At 73.5% G+C, this 24,080-nt stretch carries 29 protein-coding genes and 1 pseudogene; 14 read left to right on the top strand and 16 right to left on the bottom strand.

Features of this window, described 5'->3' with window-relative positions; genetic code table 11:
* The first annotated feature begins 67 nt into the window (after positions 1 to 67).
* Positions 68 to 736, top strand: coding sequence for a DNA-binding response regulator (locus PUR56_RS36475; protein ID WP_329952165.1), 669 nt, complete (start codon positions 68 to 70; stop codon positions 734 to 736).
* Positions 737 to 848: 112 nt separating this feature from the next.
* Positions 849 to 1,585 (top strand): annotated as a pseudogene (locus tag PUR56_RS36470) (AAA family ATPase).
* A 153-nt stretch (positions 1,586 to 1,738) separates the two neighbouring features.
* Here PUR56_RS36470 and PUR56_RS36465 read toward each other — a convergent pair.
* The 7 genes from PUR56_RS36465 to PUR56_RS36435 form a co-directional block, all read right to left on the bottom strand.
* Entirely contained in the window at positions 1,739 to 2,347 is a 609-nt protein-coding gene (locus tag PUR56_RS36465; RefSeq protein ID WP_329952107.1) for a Fic family protein, read from the bottom strand.
* Positions 2,334 to 3,032 carry a hypothetical protein gene (locus tag PUR56_RS36460; RefSeq protein WP_329952106.1) on the bottom strand — a complete coding sequence of 233 codons (699 nt, stop codon included), beginning with the start codon at positions 3,030 to 3,032 and terminating at the stop codon, positions 2,334 to 2,336. The genes PUR56_RS36465 and PUR56_RS36460 overlap by 14 nt, the downstream gene beginning before the upstream one ends.
* Positions 3,033 to 3,426: 394 nt before the next feature.
* Positions 3,427 to 4,665 carry a hypothetical protein gene (locus PUR56_RS36455; protein WP_329952105.1) on the bottom strand — a complete coding sequence of 413 codons (1,239 nt, stop codon included), beginning with the start codon at positions 4,663 to 4,665 and terminating at the stop codon, positions 3,427 to 3,429.
* 98 nt (positions 4,666 to 4,763) lie between these two features.
* A complete protein-coding gene (locus PUR56_RS36450; protein WP_329952104.1) occupies positions 4,764 to 5,024 on the bottom strand; it encodes a hypothetical protein in 261 nt (86 codons plus the stop codon).
* A gap of 577 nt (positions 5,025 to 5,601) precedes the next feature.
* Positions 5,602 to 5,997 carry a RidA family protein gene (locus tag PUR56_RS36445; RefSeq protein ID WP_329879170.1) on the bottom strand — a complete coding sequence of 132 codons (396 nt, stop codon included), beginning with the start codon at positions 5,995 to 5,997 and terminating at the stop codon, positions 5,602 to 5,604.
* A gap of 29 nt (positions 5,998 to 6,026) precedes the next feature.
* Positions 6,027 to 6,347, bottom strand: coding sequence for a hypothetical protein (locus PUR56_RS36440; RefSeq protein ID WP_329952103.1), 321 nt, complete (start codon positions 6,345 to 6,347; stop codon positions 6,027 to 6,029).
* Entirely contained in the window at positions 6,344 to 6,787 is a 444-nt protein-coding gene (locus tag PUR56_RS36435; protein WP_329952102.1) for an ATP-binding protein, read from the bottom strand. Before PUR56_RS36435 ends, PUR56_RS36440 begins: the two co-directional genes overlap by 4 nt.
* A 258-nt stretch (positions 6,788 to 7,045) precedes the next feature.
* On the opposite strand from PUR56_RS36435, the gene PUR56_RS36430 reads away from it, so the two are divergent.
* The 4 genes from PUR56_RS36430 to PUR56_RS36415 all read left to right on the top strand — a co-directional run bounded on the left by PUR56_RS36430 (position 7,046) and on the right by PUR56_RS36415 (position 9,116).
* Positions 7,046 to 7,900: a helix-turn-helix domain-containing protein gene (locus PUR56_RS36430; protein ID WP_329879173.1), complete on the top strand. Its 855-nt coding sequence runs from the start codon at positions 7,046 to 7,048 to the stop codon at positions 7,898 to 7,900.
* The gene (locus PUR56_RS36425; RefSeq protein WP_329879174.1) at positions 7,897 to 8,106 is read left to right on the top strand and encodes a DUF397 domain-containing protein; all 210 of its coding nucleotides are present in this window, start codon (positions 7,897 to 7,899) and stop codon (positions 8,104 to 8,106) included. Before PUR56_RS36430 ends, PUR56_RS36425 begins: the two co-directional genes overlap by 4 nt.
* 70 nt (positions 8,107 to 8,176) lie before the next feature.
* Complete coding sequence (locus PUR56_RS36420; RefSeq protein WP_329952101.1) at positions 8,177 to 8,380, top strand: DUF397 domain-containing protein; 204 nt, start codon at positions 8,177 to 8,179, stop codon at positions 8,378 to 8,380.
* A gap of 130 nt (positions 8,381 to 8,510) precedes the next feature.
* Complete coding sequence (locus tag PUR56_RS36415; protein WP_329879175.1) at positions 8,511 to 9,116, top strand: CatB-related O-acetyltransferase; 606 nt, start codon at positions 8,511 to 8,513, stop codon at positions 9,114 to 9,116.
* Positions 9,117 to 9,156: 40 nt separating this feature from the next.
* Here the strand turns inward: PUR56_RS36415 and PUR56_RS36410 are convergent, their stop codons facing one another.
* Together PUR56_RS36410 and PUR56_RS36405 are read right to left on the bottom strand one after the other, a co-directional pair.
* The gene (locus PUR56_RS36410; protein ID WP_329879176.1) at positions 9,157 to 9,777 is read right to left on the bottom strand and encodes an HAD family hydrolase; all 621 of its coding nucleotides are present in this window, start codon (positions 9,775 to 9,777) and stop codon (positions 9,157 to 9,159) included.
* Between the two features lie 435 nt (positions 9,778 to 10,212).
* Positions 10,213 to 11,544, bottom strand: a complete 1,332-nt coding sequence (locus PUR56_RS36405) for an MFS transporter (RefSeq protein ID WP_329952100.1) — start codon at positions 11,542 to 11,544, stop codon at positions 10,213 to 10,215.
* A 58-nt stretch (positions 11,545 to 11,602) separates the two neighbouring features.
* Between PUR56_RS36405 and PUR56_RS36400 the strand changes: the two genes are divergently transcribed.
* Together PUR56_RS36400 and PUR56_RS36395 are read left to right on the top strand one after the other, a co-directional pair.
* Positions 11,603 to 12,088 carry a MerR family transcriptional regulator gene (locus PUR56_RS36400; RefSeq protein ID WP_329952099.1) on the top strand — a complete coding sequence of 162 codons (486 nt, stop codon included), beginning with the start codon at positions 11,603 to 11,605 and terminating at the stop codon, positions 12,086 to 12,088.
* 136 nt (positions 12,089 to 12,224) lie between these two features.
* Positions 12,225 to 12,416 carry a hypothetical protein gene (locus PUR56_RS36395; protein WP_329952098.1) on the top strand — a complete coding sequence of 64 codons (192 nt, stop codon included), beginning with the start codon at positions 12,225 to 12,227 and terminating at the stop codon, positions 12,414 to 12,416.
* Between the two features lie 173 nt (positions 12,417 to 12,589).
* Here the strand turns inward: PUR56_RS36395 and PUR56_RS36390 are convergent, their stop codons facing one another.
* Entirely contained in the window at positions 12,590 to 13,060 is a 471-nt protein-coding gene (locus PUR56_RS36390) for an SsgA family sporulation/cell division regulator (protein WP_329952097.1), read from the bottom strand.
* A gap of 294 nt (positions 13,061 to 13,354) precedes the next feature.
* On the opposite strand from PUR56_RS36390, the gene PUR56_RS36385 reads away from it, so the two are divergent.
* Positions 13,355 to 15,019 carry an alpha/beta hydrolase gene (locus PUR56_RS36385; protein ID WP_329952096.1) on the top strand — a complete coding sequence of 555 codons (1,665 nt, stop codon included), beginning with the start codon at positions 13,355 to 13,357 and terminating at the stop codon, positions 15,017 to 15,019.
* A 122-nt stretch (positions 15,020 to 15,141) separates the two neighbouring features.
* Here PUR56_RS36385 and PUR56_RS36380 read toward each other — a convergent pair whose 3' ends face one another.
* Together PUR56_RS36380 and PUR56_RS36375 are read right to left on the bottom strand one after the other, a co-directional pair.
* Positions 15,142 to 15,939, bottom strand: coding sequence for an alpha/beta fold hydrolase (locus PUR56_RS36380; protein ID WP_329879183.1), 798 nt, complete (start codon positions 15,937 to 15,939; stop codon positions 15,142 to 15,144).
* 207 nt (positions 15,940 to 16,146) lie between these two features.
* Positions 16,147 to 16,815, bottom strand: a complete 669-nt coding sequence (locus PUR56_RS36375; RefSeq protein ID WP_329952095.1) for a DUF4097 family beta strand repeat-containing protein — start codon at positions 16,813 to 16,815, stop codon at positions 16,147 to 16,149.
* A gap of 374 nt (positions 16,816 to 17,189) precedes the next feature.
* Between PUR56_RS36375 and PUR56_RS36370 the strand changes: the two genes are divergently transcribed.
* Complete coding sequence (locus tag PUR56_RS36370; RefSeq protein WP_329879185.1) at positions 17,190 to 17,606, top strand: hypothetical protein; 417 nt, start codon at positions 17,190 to 17,192, stop codon at positions 17,604 to 17,606.
* 68 nt (positions 17,607 to 17,674) lie between these two features.
* Here the strand turns inward: PUR56_RS36370 and PUR56_RS36365 are convergent, their stop codons facing one another.
* Positions 17,675 to 18,580 carry a LysR family transcriptional regulator gene (locus PUR56_RS36365; protein ID WP_329952094.1) on the bottom strand — a complete coding sequence of 302 codons (906 nt, stop codon included), beginning with the start codon at positions 18,578 to 18,580 and terminating at the stop codon, positions 17,675 to 17,677.
* Positions 18,581 to 18,657: 77 nt separating this feature from the next.
* Between PUR56_RS36365 and PUR56_RS36360 the strand changes: the two genes are divergently transcribed.
* On the top strand, positions 18,658 to 19,398 hold the full coding sequence (locus PUR56_RS36360; RefSeq protein WP_329952093.1) for a CTP synthase C-terminal region-related (seleno)protein: 741 nt from the start codon (positions 18,658 to 18,660) through the stop codon (positions 19,396 to 19,398).
* Positions 19,395 to 20,072, top strand: coding sequence for an HD domain-containing protein (locus tag PUR56_RS36355; RefSeq protein WP_329952092.1), 678 nt, complete (start codon positions 19,395 to 19,397; stop codon positions 20,070 to 20,072). Before PUR56_RS36360 ends, PUR56_RS36355 begins: the two co-directional genes overlap by 4 nt.
* A gap of 126 nt (positions 20,073 to 20,198) precedes the next feature.
* On the opposite strand, the gene PUR56_RS36350 is transcribed toward PUR56_RS36355, so the two are convergent.
* The 3 genes from PUR56_RS36350 to PUR56_RS36340 form a co-directional block, all read right to left on the bottom strand.
* Positions 20,199 to 20,732 (bottom strand): GNAT family N-acetyltransferase, encoded by a 534-nt coding sequence (locus PUR56_RS36350; RefSeq protein ID WP_329952091.1) that lies wholly within the window; start codon positions 20,730 to 20,732, stop codon positions 20,199 to 20,201.
* 75 nt (positions 20,733 to 20,807) lie between these two features.
* Positions 20,808 to 21,404 (bottom strand): dephospho-CoA kinase, encoded by a 597-nt coding sequence (coaE, locus tag PUR56_RS36345; protein ID WP_329952090.1) that lies wholly within the window; start codon positions 21,402 to 21,404, stop codon positions 20,808 to 20,810.
* Between the two features lie 83 nt (positions 21,405 to 21,487).
* Positions 21,488 to 22,129 carry an MBL fold metallo-hydrolase gene (locus PUR56_RS36340; protein ID WP_329952089.1) on the bottom strand — a complete coding sequence of 214 codons (642 nt, stop codon included), beginning with the start codon at positions 22,127 to 22,129 and terminating at the stop codon, positions 21,488 to 21,490.
* An 83-nt stretch (positions 22,130 to 22,212) separates the two neighbouring features.
* Here PUR56_RS36340 and PUR56_RS36335 point away from each other — a divergent pair, with 83 nt between their 5' ends.
* Positions 22,213 to 23,253 (top strand): ATP-binding cassette domain-containing protein, encoded by a 1,041-nt coding sequence (locus tag PUR56_RS36335; RefSeq protein ID WP_329952088.1) that lies wholly within the window; start codon positions 22,213 to 22,215, stop codon positions 23,251 to 23,253.
* Positions 23,250 to 24,068, top strand: coding sequence for an ABC transporter permease (locus PUR56_RS36330; protein ID WP_329952087.1), 819 nt, complete (start codon positions 23,250 to 23,252; stop codon positions 24,066 to 24,068). The genes PUR56_RS36335 and PUR56_RS36330 overlap by 4 nt, the downstream gene beginning before the upstream one ends.
* Positions 24,069 to 24,080 lie beyond the last annotated feature (12 nt).

Genomic DNA, 24,080 nt, shown 5'->3' with positions numbered 1-24,080 from the left:
GCGTGCCATGCTGTCCGCCGCCACGAACCCCGGCGAGACCGTGGCCAGTTGCTGCCAGACTGGACGGATGCGCAACGAGCAGGTGTTCTCGGTCCACGGCGACGCGGAACTGACCGCGCGCGCCGGCCATCTCTTCGAGTCCGCGCAGACCGAGTTCCTGTGCGCGGCCAGGGACCTCCGCACGTGGTCCCGGCCGGAGGCGAGGGCCGCGGTCCGGACCCGGCCGAAGGACACCGCCGCACCCGGCTTCACCACCCGCAAGCTCCTCAGCCCGGTCGCCCTCGCCGACGAGGAGGCCCGCGTCCACCTGCGGCTGGTGCAGGGCGCGGGCGCCCTCGTCCGGATCAGCGGCTCACCGCTGCCGCACGAGACCATCCTCATCGACCGGCGGGTGATGATCCTGGCCGGACGGGAGAACCCCGCCGGCCGCGAGTACACCGTGACCACGTCGCAGGCCCTGATCGACGGCGTGCACGCGCTGGTCCAAGCGGTCTGGGACAGCGCCGTCGACCTCGACGCCTACCTGTCCGGCGACGTCCCGCACCTCGACGCGGACGGCCGCACGATCCTCCGCTCCCTGGCCTCCGGGCTCACCGACGAGGTGGCGGCCCGGCGGCTCGGCCTCTCGCTGCGCACCTACCGGCGGCGGGTGGCCGAGCTGATGGCACGGCTCGAAGCCGGCTCCCGCTTCCAGGCCGGCCTGCGCGCGGGAGAGTTGGGGCTGCGCCGGTCGTAGCCGCCGACGTGCGGCCCCGTCCCACCCCGGAGTGTCGTACCCGCCGCCTAGGCTCGGACGTACGGCCACCGAGCTTCCGACGGCGGTCGGGCACTTCCCTGAGAGGCCCCGCATGATCGTCGAACGCCTACGCGTCCACCCGCAGCTGCTCGGCGCGGACGACCGCGACGCGTGGCCGTGGACGGTCCCGTGCGTGCGCGCGCTCGTCGGGGCGGGGGTCACCCTGCCCGCGCCGGTGACGTTCCTGGTCGGCGAGAACGGCAGCGGCAAGTCGACCGTCGTCGAGGCGGTGGCCGAGGCGTTCGGCCTCGACTCGTACGGCGGGCGCGGCGGTTCCCGGTACGCGTCGCCGCGCGCGAGGAGCGCCCTCGGCGAGCGCCTGCGCCTGGAGTACGCCCCGCGCGGCCTCGCCATGGCCTCCGGCCCGCGCTCCGGGCGGCGCGGGTTCTCCTGCGGGCGGAGTCGGCGATGCGGATGATGGCCGAGAAGCAGGGATGGCCCGGCTACTGGGAGGAGCGCACCGACCTGATGAGCCACGGCGAGGGGTTCCTCACCGTCTTCGAGTCGATGTTCCGCGGGCCCGGCCTGTACGTGCTGGACGAACCGGAGGCGGCGCTCTCGTTCACCTCCAGCCTGCGGCTGGTCGCCCTGCTCCAGGAGTTGGGCCGGTCCGGCGCGCAGGTGGTCTGCGCGACCCACTCCCCGATCCTGGCCGCCACCCCGGACGCGGCGGTCCTGGAGGTCGGCGAGCACGGCATCCGGCCCACCCGCTGGCAGGACCTCGCCCTCGTCGACCACTGGCGCCGCTACCTCGAACGCCCGGAGGCCTACCTGCGGCACCTCACCTGAAGGCCTCCGCCCCGCTGCCTCACTGCCACACGGCCCCACCGCGCCGCCTCGGCCGTCCGTGCACGGCGGGTGTCCGGGTACGGTGATCGGGCGGGCGTCCGTCCGCGTCGACCACGTGACCTGCCGCCGGGGGGCTGCCGATGCTGATGAACTTCAGCATCGGCGGCGGTTGAGCACGCCGATGAGAGTGGCCAGGTCAGCGACGCCCGCCGGGTCGTCCGCGTAACGGATTGTTTGGAGAGGGCCGACCTCCGAGAGGACTATGTCCTCGCGGGCCAGGACGTGGACCAAGGCCAGCAGGGCCGAGCGGGCATTGCCGTCGGTGAAAGGATGGAAGAACGCCACGTCGAGGTACACGCGGGCCGCGCGGGCCGCCAGCGGGAGACCCTGGTCGGTCGCCTCGTACAGGCAGGCGGCGAAGTCAGCCTGGGTCCGTGACGTGAGGCCATAGCGCTCGCGGCCGGCCTTCGCATAGGCGTCCGCCGCACGGAATGGCACCTCCACCCCGCCGAGGACCTCGCGCTGCCAGCTGGCCAGGAGGGCGAAGTCCAGCGGGGCGCGGCGTGCAGCATCGGCGCAGGCCAGAGTGTGGGCGGCGAGCAGGCGCTCGGCGCGGACAGCGTCGTGCTGGCGGACTGGCCCTTCACACCACGCCCGGAACCCATCGCGCGCAGTCAACCCCCGCCGCAGAGCGGGTGCTTGCTGCCAGTCGGTCTCGCGGCGCACGCGCAGCCAGGTCGAAAGACTGTCAATAGCGGTCATGGAGATCCTCCAGGGCCGCCCGCTCACGGTGGTCCCGATAGGGGGCATGGCCGGTCAGGCCGGTGGCGAGGTCCTCGCCGACAGATTCGATCAGCGTCCGTCCAGGGGCGACCCAGCTCTTGAACCGGCCGCCGATCGCGCTCTCCACCGCTTGCTCAGCCTCGGCCTGCCCCATGCCGGTGGTGGTGAGGAACCAGCGCAGGACCCGCGCGGCCTGCCCGTGCCAACCGCCTTCCGCTCCCGAGTCCAGCGCGAGTGTCACGAGCCGGACGCAGGCCCGCTCCAGATGCCAGCTGCGATCCTCGGGAGAGGCTTCTGGTGGCGGCGCCAGCTCCGCGAAGCGCTGAGCCATCCTCTCCAACCACTCCCGCCACTCCAACAGCGCGGCCACGACGCTTGCCGCAGTCTCATCAGGGGTCGTCACCGAGCTTGCCCCGGTGACCCAGCTGCCAATGGGCCCGCCGTACCGGTAGCACCAGTTCCATCCCTGAGCCCAGTTCCCGTACCGCTCCCGGATGATCGCGTCCACCTGGCTTGCACACCAGTACTCGCCCTCCCAGTGACCCCTCATGCCGGAGAGCACGGGTGGCACCCACTCGCGCACCAGCGCGCAAAGAAAGGCTTCCTCGTCGTCGTCCCAGGTGAACGGGTGACGGTCCGGGTCGAGACCCTCCCAGTGGTGCATGCCCGGATCAGGGGCTCGGGGCACGAGGTTCTCGGGGAAGGACAAGGTGTCTCGGTTGTACGTCAGTGCTGGCCGCTCTTCCGTCCGCTGTGATGGGCTCATCAGTCTCGGCCCGCAGACCCCGGGTTGGCGAACGATTTTCCGAGCCGGAACCAGTCCAGCACCCGACAACACACCGAGAGTCGCAGCAACCGACATCGTCAACTGAGACACCCGCCGCGAAGTGCATCTGAGAGGCAACGGCATCTGAGACTTCCACCTGAACCCATCTCACATGCCGTTGCATCCGCGCAGGTCACGGCCTTGCTCATGAGCAAGATCGAATGAGACGGGACATTCGGGTCCGCGCGTTCCCCGCTCCCGTGCCCGGGCCGGGCACGGGAGCGGGACGGCGTCACCTGCGGCCGGTGAGCACCATCGGCTGGTAGGTCGACGACTTCGGGGTGGTGCCGGCGCCCACAGCGGTCAACCGGCCGCCCGGCCCGGCCACCACCGCCTGGTAGGACAGGTCGGAGTAGCCGGGCACGGAGAGGTCGAGCGTCTCCCAGCGGCCGTGGGTGAAGCGCAGGCCGAGCGGCCGGTCCGGCCCGCCGCTCGCGTCCCAGCCGACGGCGGCCATGCCGCCCGGGACGGCGGTGACCGACCACAGCTTGCCGGCCACGCCCTCCGGGGCGGCCACCGTGCTCCAGGAGCGGCCGTCGTAGTGGGCGACCAGCGGGTGGCCGCGGTCCTTGTCGGTGAGGACGGCCCGGCCCACCACCCACACGTCGTCGGGCCCGTTGGCCGCAACGCTCTGGTACTCGCCGTAGAGCCCGGTGAAGGCGGGGGCGGCGACCCTGGTCCAGTCCCGGCCGTCGTAGTGCAGCAGGACGGGCCGGTCGTCGGGGTAGGCGGTGTTCCCGACCGCCCAGACGTCGTCCGGCGCGATCTCGGTGACGGAGCTGAGCCACCAGTCCCCGTCGATCTCGGGAGCGGCGAGCCGGTGCCAGGCGGTACCGTCCCAACGTTCGATCAGTCCGGTGGTCCTGTACTCCACCGATTCGCTCCCGGGGACGGGCCCCGGGGTCCGGGAGGTGACGACCGCCGCACGACCGACCGCCCAGGCCCGGCCCGGCCGCGGCGCGGAGGCGCCGAGCAGATGGAGGGAGCCGATCTCGCCGGGCGGCGCCTCGACGGTGGTGCTGGTCCACGCGGTGCCGTCCCAGTGCTGGGCGAGGATCCGGCCGGTGCGCCGATCGCGATCGCCCACGAGCCAGGCGTCGCGCGGCGAACTGCCCGCCACCGCCGTCGCCCGGCCGATGAAGTCTGTGGTGGGGGACGGGAGTTCACGCCATTCACCGTTCCCTCCCACCCGCTCCGCGACCACCGGGGTGAACCGCGGCGCCTGGTCGGCCCCGGTGATCCGGAAGCCGGCCGCCCAGGTGGTGCGGGCGTCGAGCTGCGCACCGGAGCTGAGCACCGCGTCCTCGAACGGCAGCTTCGCCGGCGCGAAGCGCGCCCCAGCCCCCCGCGCGCCGTCCACCTGCACACCGTCGGCTTCCGGCGCCCCGGCCGCGGTGGCCCCGGTGGCCGTCGCCGCCGTCAGCACGGTAGCCGCCAGTGCGGCCACGGCCCAGTTTCGTACTCGCCTCATGTGTCGATCCCCAGATTCCTCGGTAGGTGTCGCATCGCGGGGGCGCCATCGGCGAGATCGCGCCCCCGCCTTAGAGAGGCACCAGCCCTGACGATCCGTTACACATCCGCGCCGCGTCCACCGGGGCCGTCGTCGACGGCACCGGGATCGACGCCGGCCCGCCTCCCCGTCGGCGCCACCGTGGTCAGCCCCTCCACCACCGGCGGGTCGTGGCCGCCCACCGCGCGCATCGGGGCGATCTCCAAGGCGATGTCCCCGATCCGGAACTGGAGCCGGCCCATCTCCCCGACCGGCGAGCGACCCTCCGCCACCACCTCGTCGTACCGCCCCTGCGGAGCCGCACCCACAAGATCCGTCACCGCAGATCACGCACCCGACCGCCCGGAGCCGCCGACTCTCACCATCGGCGACCGGCCCCCTGCCCCGAGCGCAGGATCAGCGCCAAATCCTGCGCAGAGTAGAGGCGCAGGGGAACGGAGCGGCTCACTGCACCGGCGGTCGGGTCGCCACGGGAGCGAGGCCGGGCCACCGGCCCCGCCCGGTCCCTCCACGCCCGGGTCCGGCATCGCCCCGAGCAGAACACCGCCCCCTCCAGGCGCCCCACCCCCACCGTTCACGAGGTCCCGCACGCCGGGCACGCCGCCCCCTCTCCGGCCTGGATCGCGGCCCCCCTGGCAGCCGTACGCCCCACCAGTCGCGCGCCCCACCAGCCGCCAGTGCGCCGACCGACAGCGCCCCGAACAGAACCACGCCTCCGCCCGAGCCCCAGTCGCCAGCCGGTCGCCACCGGCCGGGCACCGCCACCCACCCGTCTTGCTCGCCACGGGGCCGGCGTAGAACCCGACCCTCGAACCACAGCTGGCATGCAGGCCGCACACGCAGGCACTCGGCGGCGTCGGCACCTGAGGCCGGCGGCCGACTGGTGGCAGCCGGACGTCAGCCGAGGACGGCGTCGACCTCGATCTCGACGAGCCAGTCGGGGTCGATGAAGCGCGAGACCTCGACGAACGTGCAGGCCGGACGGATCGAGGCGAACCGCTCGCCGTGCGCCCGCGCGGCCTCCTCCCACCGGCTCACGTCCGTGAGCATGATGCGGGTCCGCACGACGTCGTCGAGCGATGCACCCGCTTCCGCGAGGGCGGCCTCGGCGATGTCCAGGCAGCGCACGGTCTGGGCGTGGACGTCGCCCGGGCCCACGGTCGCGCCGTCGGCGCCGATGGGCGCGGTGCCGGCGACCGCGACGTAGGGGCCCTTGCGGACCGCCCGGGAGAAACCGATGCGGGGTTCGAGCGGGGAGCCGGAACCGATGTTCCGTCGCGGGGTGTTGTCCATCGGGCCATACTCCCAGGGACGGGGACGGCCTACCGGGCGGCGCCGGAGGTGTCGGGGGTGTCGGCACCGGGGGCTTCGGCACCGGTCCAGCCCAGGCGCAGGTGGTGCACGCCGTCCGGCAACAGGACCTGGAGCGACAACGGGCCGATGCCGGTGAGGTGTTCGGCGACGAAGCGGTCGGCGCCGGGACCGGTCAGGTAGCGCTCGAAGCGCTCCCACTGCACCCTGCCGAGCGGGCGGAACTGGAGGGCGAACCAGAGCGCGGAGAGGGCTCCCGGGAGGAGCGGGTAGGTGGTCGGGGGCAGGATGCCGCCGGTGATCTCGGCCGTGACCGGGCGGCGGTCCGTCACGCGGCACACTCGCCGGAGGCGGGAGCGGGCTCGGCGGCGGGGGCGACCTCGGCCCAGACGATCTTGCCGACGCCGTCGCGCGGGCAGCAACCCCACCGGCGGGCAAGGAGCTTGACCAGCAGGATGCCCCGCCCCGACTCGTCCTCCCCGCTGGCGGCGCGGAACACGGGACCGCGCTCCCCACGCGCATCGTGCACCTCGATCCGCAGGCGCCGCCGGTCGACGTGGAGCACGAGCCGGACCCGACGGCCGATCGGCGTGCCGTGGACGACGGCGTTGGTCACCAACTCGGTGACCAGCAGCCGCCCGGTGTCGAGGAAGCGCTCGCCGCCGGGGGCGTCGGCGAGCAGCCGTTCGAGGATCCGCCGGGCCTCCCCGGGCGAACGCCGGCTGCGCAGCAGCCAGCAGGAGAGGGAGGAGGCGGGGGAGGTTCCGGACATGGCGGATTCACCTTCCAGGTACAGGGAGTTGAAGGCGTGGTGCTGCCACGAGGACGGCCAGGAGGGCAAAGGAATGCCCGGCGACCAGCCGCCTTGATCACTCAGACGAACCGTCGAGTTACTCCGTGTAGCATGCACCTCAGGATGGATTGCATGCAAGCGCAAGTCGCCAGCAATTGCAGCTTCAGCCATCATGGTTGAGGCTCTGGAAGGGGTGGCAGACTATGCAAGGAACCGAACAGCCAGGGAGTGTGACGAGTGAGCAGTCCGACCGTGCTGCGACGTAGGCTCGGCGGTGAGCTTGGCAAGTTGCGTGCGTCACGCGAGATGAATGCCAAGGATGTCGCCGCGGCCCTCGGCTGGTCCGCCTCCAAGCTGAGTCGCATCGAGAGCGGACTGGTCTCACTACAAGAACGTGACGCGGCGAAGCTGTTGGCCCACTACGGGATCAGCTCACCCGAAGAGGTGAGACAGTTCCTCAGTCTGACTCGGCAGAGTCGTCAGCAGGGCTGGTGGCACGCCTACGGCGATGCATTGCCGGACTGGTTCCGGGCCTACGTCGGATTCGAAACGGACGCCACGAAGATCGTGACATACCAGTGTGAGCTGGTTCCTGGGTTACTCCAGACCGAGACGTACGCCCGACATGTCATCCGAGCGATGAATCCCACGGAGTCCACAGAAGAGGTCGAGCGCCGCGTGGCACTCCGAATGGACCGTCAGCACATTCTCAATCGACAGGATCCCCCGCAGTTCTGGGCCATCATCGGCGAAGCCGTCATACGGCGACCCGTCGGCAACGGGCCAGCCATGGCGGCACAGCTGAGGCATCTCGCGCTCATGGCGGATGAGAAGCCCAACATCACCATCCAGGTCCTCCCGTTTTCAGCCGGAGCACACGCGGCCATGGGAGCGTCGTTCTCTGTGCTGTCGTTCAGCGACATCCCTGGCAGCGTGGCCTACTCCGAGGCAACGACCAGCAGCACCTACACGGAACGGCCGACCGAGGTCGCGCGCCATGAGGACACGTTCCTTCGTCTCATGGCTTCGTCCGTGCAGCCCGAGAAGTCCGTCACATGGTTGAGGAAAGTCGCAGAGGAGTACGAGACATGAAGCAGACCTTCGAACCCATCCAGTGGCGCAAGAGCACCTACAGCAATGGCCAAGGCGACTGCATCGAGATAGCCGACGGTCTCACGGGCCTCATCCCTGTCCGGGATAGCAAGGACCCCGACGGACCGGTCCTCGCCTTCACCCCCGACGCCTGGCGGGCCTTCATCACCGCCATCCACACCGGCGAACTCCCCACCCACACCTGACCAACCCAGCAGGTCCGGCGCCCACCACGGCGCCGGGCCTGCAACAACGGCATCAGGAAAGGCAGTATCCATGCAAACCGACCCGGCATGGCGCAAGAGCACCTACAGCGGAAGCGAGGGCGGCAACTGCATCGAGGTCGCCGACGGCCTCGCCGAGGCCGTCCCCGTCCGGGACAGCAAGGACCCCGACGGGCCCGCTCTCGCCTTCACCCCCGACGCCTGGCGGGCCTTCATCACCGCCATCCACACCGGCGAACTCGCCACCCACACCTGACCAACCCAGCAGGCCGGCCCCCGGTCGGGTGGCACACGAAGGTTACGATCACGGACACGTCGTCCCCGCCCGTGATCGGAGTAGTGCTGCCGTGAGTTCCGCCCCGCCGGATCCTTCGACCCTTCACCCGATGCCCGAGCAACCCCGCGTGGTCCTCCTGAAGCCGCTAGTGACGTCCCCCCTGATCGAGGTGGGCGACTACACCTACTACGACGACCCGGACGACGCCACCGGCTTCGAGACCCGCAACGTCCTGTACCACTACGGTCCGGAGAAGCTGGTCATCGGCAAGTTCTGCGCGCTGGGCACCGGCGTGCGGTTCATCATGAACGGCGCCAACCACCGCATGGACGGCCCGTCGACCTTCCCGTTCCCCATCATGGGCGGCAGTTGGGCCGAACACTTCGACCTCCTCACCGGTCTCCCCGGCCGGGGCGACACCGTCGTCGGCAACGACGTCTGGATCGGCTACGGCGCCATGGTGATGCCCGGAGTCCGGATCGGCCACGGCGCCGTCGTCGCGTCCGGCGCCGTCGTCGTCGACGACGTCCCCGACTACGGCATCGTCGGCGGCAACCCGGCCGGACTCATCCGCACCCGCTACAGCGAACCCGACGTCGCCCGCCTGCTCGCTCTGGCCTGGTGGGACTGGCCGGCCGAACACCTCACACAGCACCTGCGCACCGTCATGTCCGGCTCCCTGGACGCGCTCGAAGCCGCCGCGCCGGACAGGTGACCGCCCCCTCCGGCGGCGCGCGCCCGGGACTCCCCCCGTCTCACTGCCCCGGCGCCAGACCCAGGATCCCCGCCGCCCGGCTCGCCGCCGCCGGCCCGTCGGCGTGCACCGTGGTGATCCCCAACTCCTCCGCCGGAAGGAGGTTCGCGGGGTAGTCGTCCACGAAGACGCAGTCCTCGCCCGCCAGCCCCATCCTGTCCAGCGTGAGGCGGAAGATCTCCGGGTCGGGTTTGGCCAACCCCACGTCCCCGCTGATCACCTGCACGTCGAACAGATCCCACACCCCGGTGGCCACGTACGGGTTGTACGGATCCACCCCGTACGAGTTGGACAGCAGCGCCACCGCCAGCCCCGCCCGTCGCGCCGACTCCACCAGGGCCACCATCTCCGGTACGGCCCGCACCTCCGCGTGGGCCCGGCCCATCAGGTCCTCGTGCTCGATCCCGCCCAGCAGTTCCGCCGTCCGCAGGTTCCACTCCGCCTGCGAGATCCGGCCCAACTCCAGCTCCACGTACAGCGCCCGCCCCGCCGGGTCGTCCACGAGCGCGCGGCGCCACGCGTCCGACGGCAGCCCCTGCCGATCGCACCACGCCCGCACGGACAGTCCGAGCGGAGTGCTCAGCACGCCCGCGAAGTCGACGATCAAACCGCGATAGGCCATCCCGCTCCCCCTGGTGAGTCGTTCCCCCCTCCCCGGTACCCGGCCCCGCGCCGTCGGACTCCACACGCGAGCTCGTCCGTCGGGGCCGGCACTCACGGCCGTGCGCCCATGCCCGGGCACCCGTCGGCTTCCCGCTGTTCGACGCCGCCCGAGCAGCAGCACCCGCGCAGCCTCCAGCCGTTCGCCCCCACCGATCACCCTGATCAGCGCAGGATCCCGCACAGGAAGTCGGACCGGCCGACTACCGGCGCAAGCCGCCTCCGTCGTGCGCTCTGCGAGGACCGACACACCGCCGACGGGCCGCCGTCACCGTCGCTGTGGAGCCCGGCGGGTTGCCCCGGCCACGAACCGTCCGGAAAGACCCCGCACAGGAAGTCGACCGGTCCGACGTCCTGTGCGGGGCGGTACCCGGCGTCCCGAGCCGCAGCGGGACCGCTACCGCGTCTCCTGCCTCAGGAGCACTGCCGGCGACGGGATCCGCCCCCTCGCCGGGGACCGGACCCTCACCACGGCGGCGCCGACCGCTACGGCGACCATGGCGAGGCCCGCGCCCGCCAGGACCTGGCGCGGGCCGAGGACGGCCGTCAGCGGGCCGCCCAGCGCGGTGCCCACCGGGCCCGCCGTCAGCAGGACGGAGGCGCGCAGGGCCAGCACGGCGGTCAGGGCGGCCGGCGGCACACCGTCCTGGAACAGGCTGAGCGCCAGCGCGCTGTACGGCCCGTAGACCACCCCGGCCAGGGCGAAGCCGACGACCGAGGGCCAGCTCGGCCCGTGCAGGGCGAACGGCAGCATGGCCAGGCCGTGGGCGGCGACGATGCCCAGCAGCATCGGCCACACCGGCAGCCGCCGCAGCGCGCCGACGGCCAGGGTGCCGAGCGCCGCCCCCAGGCCGAAGGCCGTCCAGTAGAGGCCGAGGAGCCCCGGTCCGGCGTGCAGGTCCTGCCCGACGAACAGCGGCAGGGCGACCTCCACCGGGCCGTAGAACAGGTTGAACAACCAGGTCAACGCCAGCAGTCCGAGCAGCCCGGGCCGGGTCCGCAGGACGCGCAGGCCCTCGCCCGAGCGACGCGGTCCGGCGGGCGGCGCCACTGCCGCCGCCACGCCGTCCTCCCGGCCCTCTTCCTCCCGGCCCACTTCCCTGCCGCCCGGGCGGCCCGAGCGGACGGCCAGGACGGCCAGGACCGCGAAGGAGAGCGCGTCCAGCCCGATCAGCCAGGCCGGGGCGACGGCCACCGCCAGCGCCCCGGCGAGCGCCGGTCCGGCGACGGTGGCGACCCAGGTGCTCGTGCTCAGCAGGACGTTCGCCGCCAGCCGCTGCCCGGGCGGCACGGCCTCGGCCACCAACGCGTACTTGGCGCTGCTGCCCCACGCGTGCAGCAGGGACGAGCCGGCGAGCAGCGCCAGGTAGAGCGCCGGGCCGAGCACCCCGAGCGCCCACGCGAGGGGGACGCAGCCGAGGAGGACGGCCCTGGTCCAGGCGTCGGCCCGGATCAGCCGCCGCGCGGGCAGGCCGCGCAGCCACCGGCCGAGCAGCAGCCCGCCGGCGGCGCCCGGCAGGACGTAGGCGGCGACGGCCGCGCCCACCAGCAGGCCGGAACCGCCGGGCGGGGCCAGTTGCAGCGCGAGCCACGCCACCGCGACCACGCTCGTTCCGTCGCCGAGGTCGGACACCGCGAAGGCGGGCAGCAGCCGCCGGAACGGTCCGCGCCGTTCGAACAGCGGCCGGTAGTCCCGGGGCAGCCTGGAGCGCAGGGCAGATGAGATCATGCGGGCCAGGCAAGCGGTTCACGCGCGCTTGAAGTCAAGCCGGTCCGAGAGGAATGCCGTGCGGTACCTGGCCATCGGGGAGCTGGCCCGGCAGGCGGGGCTGCGGCCGTCCGCACTGCGCTACTACGAGAGCCTCGGGCTGCTGCCGGCCGCCCGCCGTGAGGGCGGTCGCCGGGTCTGGCCCGCCGCGACGCTGCGGCGCCTCGCGCTGATCCGGATGTCCCGGCGCGCCGGTTTCACGCTCGCCGAGATCCGCCGGCTCCTGGACGACGCCCCCGACCGGGGCGCCACTCGTCAGTGGCGCGAGCTGGCCGAACGCAAGCTGCCCGAACTCGACCGAATCGTCCGCGAGACGCAGCAGCTGCGCGCCGCCGTCGCCGCCTGTCTCGCCTGCGGCTGCATGAACTTCACCGACTGCGAACTCCTCTCGGCCGCACCGGCCGCACCGGCCGCCGGGTCCGAGCAGGGCCCGGAGCAAGGCCCGGAGCAAGGCCCGGAGCAGCGCCCGAGGCAAGGACCGAAGCAGGCCGGCGCGTCGTCCTGACCGGGCCCGCGAACGAGACCGAACGTTTGTCCGGACCTCCTGTCCCCGCCACTCCGCCGCACCGCCGGAAGGCCCGTTCCCGGCCTCCGGGAACACCCCCTCCGGGAGCACCCCCTCCGGGCAACGGACCCCACCCGTGGACCCGCCCGTCGAGCTCGTGCGGGGCCTCGCCGCCGCGCAGGACCGCCCGTTCGCGGTGCTGCTGGCCCGTGTCGTGGACGGGAACCGCGCCGCGTACGGGGAACTGGCCGCGACCCGCTACCCGGGCGCGCCGCTGGAGCTCCTGCCCCTGCTGGACCGCGTCCGCCCGGACGACCCGCCCTCCTGAGCCCCCGCGTCGCTCGGCCCCGCCGACGATCGCGGCCCCGGGAGCGCCACGGCCACCCGGGGGCCGCGATCGTCGGCGGGCGCCGGTGCCGGCCGTGGCGACCGGGCACCGCGGGGCAGCCTTCGAGGTCCCCGGGGCCCTCCCCCTGGGGGGACGGCCCCGGCGGCACCCGCTCACGGCCCCGGGGAGGCGGCTCCGCCGTCGCAGAGGCGGCGGAGCAGACCGTCCAGGTCGAGGTGGGTGGGTTCCCGGCCGGAGGGCACGAGGCTCTCGGTCCGGGCGAGGAAGGCCCTGACCCGTTCGGCCTGGGCACTCAGGACGACGCTGCTGCCCTCGCCGGTGAGGGTGATGAGGACGGTCCCGGACCGTTCGCCGCCACCGGGGCGGACGGAGACGCTGCCGATGCCGGCCCGGTCGTGCAGGCCCGCCGCGAGAAGTTCTCGGGCGAAGACCCAGGTGATCGGCGTGGTCAGGTCGGTGTGGTTGTCCAGGAAGACGGCATAGGGATCGGCGGTGCGGTAGCGCAGCCGCGCGGGGACGGAGAGGGTCAGGCCGGGGCAGACGACCACGCGGAGGTCGAGGGCCGTCGCGCAGCCCTCCTCGGCGGCACGCTGGTCGGGGACGCGGGGGGTCTCGTACGTCATGACCGCCCCCGGACGGGAAGCCGGGTGACGGCTGGACGGGCGCCTACCGCAGGGCGGGCGCGCAGAATCGTTTCTTCAAGGGCGCCGCGACGGGCGGGGAAGTCAGGGCTCACGGCAGGAACAACGAGCCACATCGACTTCGGCAACCCACCCTGCACGAGGGATCGGTCCGGCGCCCGACGGGCGGGGCTCCGCCCCCGCACCTAGGCTGACGCCACGACGCAAGGCGCTCCGGACGAGGCGCTCACCGGACCGGGCACGCCCCCCACCCGCCGGTCCAGGAACGGAACCCCCATGCACCCTGTCGTACGCGCGGCCGGCGCGCTGGGCCTGGCCGCGGCGCTGCTCGCCCCGACGGCCTCCTGCGGGAGCGATGCCTCCGACGCCGGCTCGTCCGGCCCGGCCTCGCCGGCCTCCCCGCCGGCCTCGTCGCCCGCCCCGACCACCGCCACGACGCCTCCGGCCGCCGCGAGCGGCTCGACCCCACCGGCCACCCCACCGGCCACCGTCCCGCCCCTGCCCGCCGCGCTCACCGGCCAGCAGCTCACCTGGCAGACCTGCCCGGCCCCGTCCGTCGCCGAGGGCAGCGGCCCCGCCCCGGGCACCCCCTGGGAGTGCGCCACCCTGAAAGCCCCGCTCGACCACACCGCCCCGGACGGCCGGACCGTCGACCTCGCGCTGATCCGCGCCAAGGCCACCGGCCCGCAACCCCGGATCGGCTCCCTGATCTACAACTTCGGCGGCCCCGGCGGCTCCGGCATCACCACGCTGCCCGCCGCCGCGAAGGACTACGCCGACCTCAACACCCGCTACGACCTGGTGAGTTTCGACCCGCGCGGGGTCGGCAACAGCGCGGGCGTGACCTGCCTCGACGACCGGGCCACGGACGCCCTCGCCGGCGTCGACGGCACCCCCGACACCGACGACGAGGTCACGGCCCTGGACGCGTCCAACGCCCGCTACACCACCGCCTGCGAGCAGAACTCGGGCCCCGTCCTGCCGTTCGTCGACACCGTCTCCGCCGCCCGCGACCTGGACCTCCTGCGCCAGGTGCTCGGCGACCCGAAGACGCACTACTTCGGACTCAGCTACGGCACCGAACTGGGCGGCGTCTACGCACACCTGTACCCGCAGAACGTCGGACACCTGGTGATGGACGCCGTGGTCGACCCGACCAAGGACCCGGCGCAGTCCTCGCTCGGCCAGGCCAAGGGCTTCCAACTCGCCCTGGAGAACTTCATGAAGGCCTGCGCCGCCCAGGCCGGCACGTCCTGTCCGACCGGTGGGGGCGGAGCCGAGGGGACCGGGCGGATCACCGGCCTGCTCCGCAGCCTCGACGGCGCACCGCTGCCCACCGACGACGGCCGGCGGCTCACCCAGGACCTCGCCGTCACCGGCATCGCCGCCGCCCTGTACAGCCAACAGACGTGGAACGCCCTGGCCGTGGGCCTCCAGGAGGCCATGAAGGGGGGCACCGGCACCACCCTCCTGGCACTCGCCGACGCCTACCTCGGCCGCGACGCCCAGGGCCGCTACAACAATTCCGCCGCCGCCAACCGGGCCATCTCCTGCGCCGACGACAAGCAGCGCTACAGCGACGCCGACGTCCGGTCCAGGCTGCCGGAGTTCCGCCGGGCCTCGCCGGTGTTCGGCGAGTTCACCGCCTGGGGCCTGATCGGCTGCACGGGCTGGCCGGTGCCCGGACGGTCCGACCACCCCGAGGTGTCCGCCCCGGGCTCGGCCCCGATCCTCGTCGTCGGCAACACCGGCGACCCTGCCACCCCGTACGAGGGCGCGCGGGCGATGGCCCGCGAACTCGGCGCGGGCGTCGGCATCGGCATCACGCTGGAGGGCCAGGGCCACGGCGGCTACGACACCGGCAACCCCTGCCTGAAGCGGGCGGTCGACGGGTACCTGCTCGCCGACGAGGTCCCGGCCGACGGCACCGTCTGCCGGTAGCCCTCCTGCGGTATCCGTGGGCACTCCCGGTGCTCCCCTGTGCTCCCCGATGCTCCCGGTGCTTCCGGTGCTTCTCGGAGCTTCTCGGCGGACCAGCGGGTCCGCGCCGTCGTTGCCGTCGTTCAGGCGGCCGACGCGGCCAGCTCGCGCACCGCGTCGGCGACGGCCCGAAAGTCGTTGCGCAGGATCTTGGAGTGGTTGCTCGCGACCTTCGCACTGACGCGGATGTTGGGGTGACGGGCGAGCACCGGGTCGAGGTTCGAGCGGATCTGCTCCATCAACTTCGCTTCGCCGCCCAGGTTCCCGCCCGTGGCGAGCACGTACCGCACCTGCGCGGTCGCGCGCTCGAAGACCGGGTCGAGGACGGCGGGCGCGCAGAGCTCGTTGGCCTCGATGTTGATCTCGGCGTGCTGCGCGGCGCTCATCCGCGCGGCCATGCCGATCCGGCGGGCGACCGGGAACAGCGGGCTCATCCGGCGGAAGAGCTTCCGGATCTGCTCCCGGGCGGCGTCGTCGAGCCACTCGTGCGGCAGGGCGCCGTCCACCGGCACCACCCCCGCGACGCGGTCCGGGTTCCGGGCGGCCCAGTGCATCGCGATCATCGCACCGTAGGACCAGCCCACCAGGATCGGCCGCTCCACGCCCCTCGCTTCGAGGACGGCGTCGACGTCACGCAGGCACGCTTCGAAGGAGTAGTCCGCCGAACGCTCCGACCCGCCCCGGGCGCGCTCGTCGTAGGTGATGTGGCGGAAGTCGCCGCCGAGTTCGGCGATGACGCGGCGCCAGTGCGACTGGTCGGCGTAGGAGCCGTTGAGGTAGACGACGGGGCGGCCGGACCAGCCGGTGTCGGTCACGGCCAGGGCGGTGTCGTCGACCGACACCGTGCCGGTCCACACGGATTCCTTGAGGATCGTGGTCATTGCTCGTCTCTTCTTTCCGGGGTCGGAACGGATCGGCGGTGGTGGTGGACGGCGATGGCGCCGCAGGGGGTGGAGCGGGAAAGCCGTGGAGCGGGAGGCCCATGGAGGCGCGGGCCGTGGAGGCGCGGGCCGTGGAGGCGCGGGCCGTGGAGGCGCGGGCCGTGGAGGCGCGGGCCGTGGAGGCGCGAACGGTGGGGGGCGTGCCGATCAGAGGCTGTGGGCGGTGATGTCGCCGTGGGCGGTGGTCGCGTGGATGGCCAGGTCGACGGTGCCACCGGCGTTCCGGAGCGCGTTGTGGATCCGGCCGTACCCGGTCCCGGCGTCCAGGGAGGCGGAGACGCCGCGCGCGGCGCCGACCTCGATCCCGCCGTACTCGGTGCGCAGGGTGACGGTGCCGTGGTGGGCCTCGGCGATGCGGAGGTCACCCTTCTGGGTGCTGATCTGCGCGGGGCCGCCGAGGCGGCCGACCGAGACGTCGCCGGCCTGCAGGGTGAGGCGGGCTCCGGCGGTCTCGTCGAGCTTGACCGCGGCCCGCGCGCCCTCGAAGGCGACGTCGCCGAGCCGTCCGACGCCCCGGAGTTCGGCGTCGGCGGCCTTGGCGTCGACCCGGGAGCCGGCGGGCAGCCGGACGGTCACCTCGACGGACCCGGAGGGGCCGAAGAACTGGTTCTTCGCCGGCGCGGCCTCGATCCGCAGGACGCCGTCGCGGTACTCGACCGCGGTCTGCTCCGCGGCCTTCACGTCGCGGCTCTTCGAGGGGTCCGCGGGGAGGATCTCGACCACGGTGTCGGCGCGGTCGGCGGCGATGAACCGGATGCGCCCCGCGGGGATGTCGAGGAGGGCGGAGACCGGGGCGGGGGTGTCGAACTTCTGCATGATGCCTGTCCTTCGGCTCGTTGTTTCTGACAACGGAAAAGCTACGTTGCTTTCCAAGTCGTGGCAACAAGCTCATTGCGCAGAACATCAATCATCCCAGCTCAAAGGCAACTAATCGTTGCAAGAGTCCTGACAGCGAAAGCAACGACCACCCTCCAGTCGTTGCAATGAATTGGGCGTGAACGCCACGACGAGGGCGTCGGCGGCCCCGGCGGGGGCTGCGGCGCCCGGGGGCGGGACCGCCCGGCGGGAGCGCCGGCAGGCACCCCGGCGGCCGGCCGACCGCCCCACCCTGCGGAGATCGCCATCCCCCACCCCGGTGACCGGCCCCCGCCCGGCACGCCCTACCGTGGGCCCCGGAAAGGGGTACCGCCATGAGCGCCAACTCGCGACCACCGCAAGGAAACCTGGCCCTGCTCGACCCCTCGCGGCCGTTCGCCGAACGGGTCGCGGGGCTGGTCCGGGCCTGGGAGGACGACGGCCGGGCGGCCTACCGCCTGGTGGACGGGCGGGCCCTGCTCGCCCTGTACTGCTGGCATCTGGGCACCGCCCGCCCCGGCACCGGCGCGGACGCACCGGACGACCCGGCCACGGACTCCTACGTCACGGCCGCCTTCGCGGCGAACGGCGGCACCGCCGGCTGGGACGCGTTGCTCCGCGAACGCGCCACCTGCTCCTGCCACGGCCGGAGTTGGCGACTGGAGAACATCTCCGTCTGCCTCGGCTGCCTGGGGTACGTCTGCTACGAGACCCCCGGCCCGTGCTGTCCGGGAGCCGCCGTCGTCGGGTGAGACGACGGGATCCACCGCGCTGCCACTCACCGCGCCCCCCGCCGTCACGCCGTCACGCGCTCACGCCGTCAGGCCCCGCGCTCTCGGACCTGCGCACCGCCGAGCAGTCGGGCCAGCTCGGCCGCCGGGCCCTCCGGCAGGCTGCCGTGGACCAGCTCCGTGCGGTGCACCAGCCGCGGCGCGCGGACGGGCACGGCCACCACGCCCGGGGCGCCGTCCAGGACCGACGCGGGAAGGACGGCGAGGCCGTGACCGGCGGCGACCAGGGCGAGCAGACCGCGGACGTCGGTCCCGAGGTAGCGGGCGGCGGGACGGAAGCCGTCGACGGCGGTCGCCGCCCGCAGCCGGGCCCCGGTCGGCGCCAGGCCGGGGGCGTCCAGCCAGCGGGCGGCGGACAGGTCGGCGAGCGAGAGGCCGGGCCGACCGGCCAGCGGATGGCCGGTCGGCAGGGCGACGGCGAGCGGCTGCTCGGCGACCGCGACGGTGCGCAGCGGGCCGACGTCGGGCAGCGGGAGCGGATCGCTGGGGGCGGCCGGGCCGTCGATCAGGGCGAGGTCCACCGCGCCGGTGGCCACCTCGGCGGGCAGCGCGTCCTGGGCGACCACCCGGACCGTCAGATCCGTCCGCGGGTACGCCCGGCGTACGTCGGCGAGCGCGCCCCCCAGGACCGCGCCGATCGCCAGCGGGGTCGCTCCGACCACCAGGCGGGCGCTCGGAGCGCCGACCAGGCGTGCGACGTCCGCGCGCGCCGCATCCAGCCGTAGCAGCAGGGAGGCGGCGTGCTCCAACAGCCGCGCGCCGGCCTCGGTCGGGGCGACCGGGCGGCGGGCGAGCACGGCGGCCCCGAGATCCGCCTCCATCGCGGCGATCTGCTGGGAGACGGCGGACTGCGTGTAGCCGAGCTCGCGGGCGGCCTCGGAGAAGGAGCCCAGCCGGACCACCGTGACGAAGGTGCGCAGCTGCTGCGGGTCCACCTGGCATCAGTCCTTCTGATCGACGGGTAAGGAATCATCGTTGGCACTGATGTGGCAACGCGGGCCAGGATAGCCGCATGACCTACCGCACCCCCCGGCTCGCCCTGGTCGGCGACCGCTCCCCCGCCGTCCGCTCGCACGCCCGGATCCCCGGGCTGCTCGACGTGCTCGCCACCCGCGAGCAGCTCGTGCTGGACGCCTACTGGATCCCCACCGAGGACGCCGTGGCCCCCGGCGCCCTCGACGGCTTCGACGCGATCTGGCTGCTGCCCGGCAGCCCGTACCGCAGCGAGGCGGGCGCGGTGGCCGCCGTCCGCACCGCCCGCGAGCACCGCATCCCCTTCCTCGGCACCTGCGCCGGCTTCCAGCACGCCGTGCTGGAGTACGCGCGCGACGTCTGCGGCCTCGGCTCCGCCGCGCACGGCGAGAGCCACCCGGAGGAGGAGGATCAGGTGATCGTGCCGCTCACCTGTTCCCTGGTCGGACACGAGGGCGCCGTGCACATCACGTCCGGCTCGCTCGCCGAGCGCGTCCTCGGCACCACCCGCACCCTGGAGCGGTACCACTGCGCGTACGGGCTGAACGACGCCTACCTGGAGCAGCTGCGCACGCACGGGCTGCGGTTCAGCGGCGTGGACGACTCGGGCGAGCTGCGGATCCTCGAACTGCCCGGGCACGAACACCCGTTCTTCCTCGCCTCGCTGTTCCAGCCCGAGCTGGCCGGGGACGGCACCCAGGTCCACCCGATGATCCGGGCCCTGGCCACCGCCGCCGTCGGCCACGCCGCCACCCCCCGGACCGAAGGAGCGAACGCATGACCACCGACCCCACCGGCAGCGCCGACCACACCACCGGCGCCGCCGAGATCGCCGGGGTGGCGATCCCCGACAGCCGGCTCGCCGTCGAGGCCACCGAGCTCGTCCGGGACACCTCCACCGAGCTGCTCTACCACCACTCGCGCCGGGTCTACCTGTTCGGCGCCCTCCAGGGCCACCGCCGCGGGCTCGCCTTCGACCCCGAGCTGCTCTACCTCGCCGCGATGTTCCACGACGTCGGCCTCGCTCCCGAGCACCGCTCGTCCGGCCGCCGGTTCGAGGTCGACGGCGCCGAGGCGGCCGCCGCGTTCCTCCGCGCCCGCCAGGTGCCGGAACAGCGGGTCCGGCTGGTCTGGGAGGCGATCGCCCTGCACACCACGCCCGGTGTTCCGGAGTACCTGGAGCCGGAGATCGCGCTCACCACGGCCGGTGTGGAGCTGGACGTGCTCGGCATCGGCTACCACGACCTGCCCGCCGGGGCCCGGGACGCGGTGGTCGCCGCCCACCCCCGGCCGGACTTCAAGCGCGGCATCCTGCGCGCCTTCCACGAGGGCATCGCGCCCAAGCCGGAGACGGCGTTCGGGAACGTCAAGGCCGACGTGCTGGCCCGGTTCAGCCCGGGGTTCGAGCGGACCGACTTCGTCGACGTGATCGAGGGCTCCGACTGGCCCGAGTGAGCCACCGGCCCCGGCCGGACGCGGCCCGGCGCACTGACACACCGGCCGCACCGGCCGCACCGGCCGCACCGCCTGCCCGGGCCGCACCGCCCGGCCGGGCTGCCCGGGCCGCACCGGTCGCCCGGGTCACATCGGCAGCGAGCGCAGCCGGACGGGCCCCTCCGGCCACTCGGTCCCCGCGGCCAGCGGGGTCCACATGGTCCGCAGCGGCATGAGGGCGACCCGCCCTTCGGGCTGCTCCACGTGGACGTCCGCCAGCAGCTCCCGCCAGCCGAGCCGCCGGTAGACCGGGACCAGCGGCGGCCGGCAGAACAGCAGCGCACGGCGGTGGCCCAGCGCCCGCGCGTGGTTCAGGGCCGCGCCGACCACCGCGCGCGCCAGGCCCCGCCCCCGCAGCTCGGCGGCGACGGCGACCCCGCCGACGCCCATCACCTCCAGGTCCACGCCGCCCACCGTCAGCGGCAGCCGGAGCAGCCCGGTGTGGGCGACGAGTCGGCCGTCCTCCACCGCCCGTACGCCGAAGTGGACCTCCTTGGGCAGCCAGGTGAGCCCGGTGTCCGCGACCCCGTACGGGTCGGGGCCGTCGCCGAGGATCTCGGCCTGTTCGGGCGGGCCGTACCGGTCGAGGGTGACGACCGTCGGAGCTATGTGATCAGCCATTACTCCATGATCTGCGCCGCACCGACGGTCTGACCAGATCGGATTCGATCAGATCCGGTCAGATTCAGTCAGAAGTCAGGCGTGACGCGCCTTCAGTTCCGACCAGACGTCAGCGACCCGCGGAGCCAGGTCCGTCAGCGGGCCGCTGTTGTCGATCACGACGTCGGCGATCGCCAGCCGGTCGGCCCGGCTCGCCTGGGCCGCCATCCGGGCCCGCGCCTCCTCCTCGGCCATGCCGCGCAGGCGGACCAGCCGGTCGATCCGCACACCGTCCTCCGCATCGACCACGATCACCAGGTCGTAGAGCGGGGCGAGGCCGTTCTCGGCGAGGAGCGGGACGTCGTGCACCACCACCGCGTCCGGGGAGGCGGCCGCCTCCAGCTCCGCCGACCGCGCCCGCACCAGCGGATGGACGATCGCGTTCAGCGCCGCGAGCCGCTCCGGGTCGGCGAAGACGATCGCCCCGAGCGCCGGCCGGTCCAGCGAACCGTCCGCCGCCAGCACGCCCGCGCCGAACTCGGCGGCCACGGCCTTGAGTCCGCCCGTCCCGGGGGCGACCACCTCGCGGGCGATCACGTCGGAGTCCACGATCACCGCGCCGTGGGCGGCCAGCAGCCGCGACACCTCGCTCTTGCCGGCGCCGATGCCGCCCGTCAGTCCGATCTTCAGCATGGCGCCAGGCTACCGGCGCGTCCGTGCCCTCTGGCAAGTACGAGCCGGGGAGCCGTTGCCGTCCGACGGGTACCGGCGACGCCTCACCCCAGGTCCGCGCTCTCCCCCTCGCCCAGCGTGCGAAGCTCCGCGCCCGTCCCCGGCCCGCCCGCCCCCACCAGGCGGGTGTGCACCGCCAGCCCCGCCGGGCTGAGCAGCGCGTCGTGCACCGGCACCACCCGCGGGGCCCCGGACTCCCGGACGTAGTCGATCAGCTCGCCGACCTTGGTCCACGGCGCGGCGAACGGCAGCAGCAGCGTCTCCACCGGGTGCGGCGGCACGGTCAGCGCGTCCCCCGGGTGGAAGACCCGGCCGTCGAAGAGGAAGCCGACGTTCCCGATCCGGGGGATCTCCGGGTGGATCACCGCGTGCCACTCGCCGTGCACGCTCACCCCGATCCCGCCGACCTCGAACGCGTCGCCCTCCCCCACCACCGTGACCCTCGACGCCACGCCGTCCAGCTGGCGCGCCACCGCCGCGTTCGTCCAGACCCGCAGCGCCGGATCCGCCTCCAGCGCCGCCCGCAGCCGGGCCTCCTCGAAGTGGTCCACGTGCTCGTGGGTGATCAGCACCGCGTCCGCCCCCACCACCGCGGCCGGATCGGTGAACGATCCCGGGTCGACGACGACGGCCGCCCCCTCGTGCTCCAGACGTACACAGGCGTGCCCGAACTTGGTCAGTCGCATGGGCAGAACAGTACGACCTGACCGACCCTGGAAGGGTGTGCGCCCTCACCCGGACGCACACCCACAAGTCGGGAGGTCCGGCCATGACCGACGCAATCCGGGCGGAAGGCCTGGTCAAACGGTTCAAGGAGACCCAGGCGCTGGCGGGCGTCGACCTGGTCGCCAGATCCGGCACCGTCCTCGGCCTGCTCGGCCCCAACGGTGCCGGCAAGACCACCGCCGTCCGGATCTTCGCCACCCTGCTGCGTCCCGACGGCGGACGCGCCCTGGTCGGCGGGCACGACGTGGTCCGCGAGGCCGGCCGGGTCCGCGCCCTGCTCGGGCTCACCGGCCAGTACGCCGCCGTCGACGAGAACCTCAGCGGCACCGAGAACCTGCTGATGATCGGGCGCCTGCTCGGCCTGAGCCGCCCCGAGGCCCGCGCCCGGGCGGCCGAACTGCTCGAACGCTTCCGGCTCGGCGACGCGGCCGGGCGCGCCGCCAAGGGCTACTCCGGAGGGATGCGCCGCCGACTCGACCTCGCCGCCAGCCTGGTCGGCCGGCCCCGCATCCTCTTCCTCGACGAGCCGACCACCGGCCTCGACCCGCACAGCCGCGGCGAGGTGTGGGAGCTGCTGCGCGGCCTGGTCTCCGAGGGGGTCACCGCACTGCTCACCACCCAGTACCTCGACGAGGCGGACCGGCTCGCCGACGAGATCGTCGTCATCGACAAGGGCCGGGTGATCGCCGGCGGCACCCCGGACGAGCTGAAGGACCGCACCGGCGGCCAGGTGCTGGAACTGCGCCCGGTCCGCCCCGACGACCTCGACCGGGCCCACGCCCTGATCGGCGAGGCGGCCGGCCCGCAGACCCGGATCGAGGGCGGGGCCGTCACGGCGCCGGTCAACGACCCCGAGCTGATGCCCGCCGTGGTCCGCCGGCTGGACGCCGCCGGGATCGCCGTCGGCGAGCTGGCACTGCGCCGCTCCAGTCTGGACGAGGTCTTCCTCGCCCTCACCGGGCACCGGGCCGAACCCGCGTCCTCCCCCACCGGGGACGCCGAGCAGGGCGACGGCCGGCCGGGCACAGGGCCGGGGGACACCGGCCGCAACGACTCCTACGAGCAGGCCGGGAGGCCGTCATGACCGCCGTCCTCACCGACCGGGCCGCCTCCCCCGCCCCCGGATCCGGCCGGGTCCGGCCCCTCGCCGCGCTCCAGCAGACCGCCACCATGGCCTGGCGCAGCCTGGTCTCCGTCAAGCACAACCCCCTGGAACTGGTCGACTTCAGCGTCACGCCGATCATGTTCGTACTGCTGTTCACCTACGTCCTGGGCGGCCAGATGGCCGGCTCCCCGCAGGCGTACCTGCAGTACGCGCTGGCCGGGATCATCTGCCAGAACGCCCTCTTCACCACCATGTACACGGCCATGTCGCTCAACTCCGACCTGACCAAGGGCGTCTTCGACCGGCTGCGCAGCCTGCCGATCGCCCGCTCGGCGCCGCTGCTCGGGCGGATCGCCGCCGACCTGTGCAAGCAGCTCTGGGCGATGCTGCTGATGATCGGCCTGGGCACGCTGATGGGGTTCGACCTGACCGAGGGGATCCCCGGGCTCGTCGCGGCGGCGGCGCTGCTGCTCGTCTTCACGGGCGCGTTCTCCTGGGGCGCCGTCCTGATCGGGATGCTGGCGGGCGACGCCGAGAAGGTCCAGGTCTTCGCGTTCGTGCTGATCTTCCCGCTCACCTTCACCAGCAGCGCCTTCGTCCAGGTCGACACCATGCCGGGCTGGCTCCAGGCCTGGGTGAACGTGAATCCGGTCACCCATCTGGCGGACGCCTTCCGCGGGCTGCTCACCGGCGGGCCGGTGGCCGGGCCGGTGCTCTGGTCGCTCGTCTGGGCGGCGGGCATCGCGGCGGTGTTCGTCCCGCTGTCGATGCGCGCCTACCGCGCGCGCAGTTGAGCGCGCCCGCCG

The sequence above is a fragment of the Streptomyces sp. BE303 genome, from assembly GCF_036290945.1.
GTDB lineage: Bacteria > Actinomycetota > Actinomycetes > Streptomycetales > Streptomycetaceae > Kitasatospora.
This window is presented reverse-complemented; position numbering and strand designations above follow the sequence as displayed.

Coding starts and splice junctions, on each gene's coding strand:
- PUR56_RS36340 (WP_329952089.1), bottom strand. CDS start 22,129: ATGCGACTGACCAAGTTCGGGCACGCCTGTGTACGTCTGGAGCACGAG.
- PUR56_RS36455 (WP_329952105.1), bottom strand. CDS start 4,665: ATGAGGCGAGTACGAAACTGGGCCGTGGCCGCACTGGCGGCTACCGTG.
- PUR56_RS36465 (WP_329952107.1), bottom strand. CDS start 2,347: ATGACCGCTATTGACAGTCTTTCGACCTGGCTGCGCGTGCGCCGCGAG.
- PUR56_RS36445 (WP_329879170.1), bottom strand. CDS start 5,997: ATGGACAACACCCCGCGACGGAACATCGGTTCCGGCTCCCCGCTCGAA.
- PUR56_RS36370 (WP_329879185.1), top strand. CDS start 17,190: ATGAGCGCCAACTCGCGACCACCGCAAGGAAACCTGGCCCTGCTCGAC.
- PUR56_RS36410 (WP_329879176.1), bottom strand. CDS start 9,777: ATGGCCTATCGCGGTTTGATCGTCGACTTCGCGGGCGTGCTGAGCACT.
- PUR56_RS36425 (WP_329879174.1), top strand. CDS start 7,897: ATGAAGCAGACCTTCGAACCCATCCAGTGGCGCAAGAGCACCTACAGC.
- PUR56_RS36475 (WP_329952165.1), top strand. CDS start 68: ATGCGCAACGAGCAGGTGTTCTCGGTCCACGGCGACGCGGAACTGACC.
- PUR56_RS36355 (WP_329952092.1), top strand. CDS start 19,395: ATGACCACCGACCCCACCGGCAGCGCCGACCACACCACCGGCGCCGCC.
- PUR56_RS36390 (WP_329952097.1), bottom strand. CDS start 13,060: ATGACGTACGAGACCCCCCGCGTCCCCGACCAGCGTGCCGCCGAGGAG.
- PUR56_RS36405 (WP_329952100.1), bottom strand. CDS start 11,544: ATGATCTCATCTGCCCTGCGCTCCAGGCTGCCCCGGGACTACCGGCCG.
- PUR56_RS36360 (WP_329952093.1), top strand. CDS start 18,658: ATGACCTACCGCACCCCCCGGCTCGCCCTGGTCGGCGACCGCTCCCCC.
- PUR56_RS36335 (WP_329952088.1), top strand. CDS start 22,213: ATGACCGACGCAATCCGGGCGGAAGGCCTGGTCAAACGGTTCAAGGAG.
- PUR56_RS36420 (WP_329952101.1), top strand. CDS start 8,177: ATGCAAACCGACCCGGCATGGCGCAAGAGCACCTACAGCGGAAGCGAG.
- PUR56_RS36415 (WP_329879175.1), top strand. CDS start 8,511: ATGCCCGAGCAACCCCGCGTGGTCCTCCTGAAGCCGCTAGTGACGTCC.
- PUR56_RS36375 (WP_329952095.1), bottom strand. CDS start 16,815: ATGCAGAAGTTCGACACCCCCGCCCCGGTCTCCGCCCTCCTCGACATC.
- PUR56_RS36460 (WP_329952106.1), bottom strand. CDS start 3,032: ATGCACCACTGGGAGGGTCTCGACCCGGACCGTCACCCGTTCACCTGG.
- PUR56_RS36330 (WP_329952087.1), top strand. CDS start 23,250: ATGACCGCCGTCCTCACCGACCGGGCCGCCTCCCCCGCCCCCGGATCC.
- PUR56_RS36385 (WP_329952096.1), top strand. CDS start 13,355: ATGCACCCTGTCGTACGCGCGGCCGGCGCGCTGGGCCTGGCCGCGGCG.
- PUR56_RS36435 (WP_329952102.1), bottom strand. CDS start 6,787: ATGTCCGGAACCTCCCCCGCCTCCTCCCTCTCCTGCTGGCTGCTGCGC.
- PUR56_RS36380 (WP_329879183.1), bottom strand. CDS start 15,939: ATGACCACGATCCTCAAGGAATCCGTGTGGACCGGCACGGTGTCGGTC.
- coaE (WP_329952090.1), bottom strand. CDS start 21,404: ATGCTGAAGATCGGACTGACGGGCGGCATCGGCGCCGGCAAGAGCGAG.
- PUR56_RS36350 (WP_329952091.1), bottom strand. CDS start 20,732: ATGGCTGATCACATAGCTCCGACGGTCGTCACCCTCGACCGGTACGGC.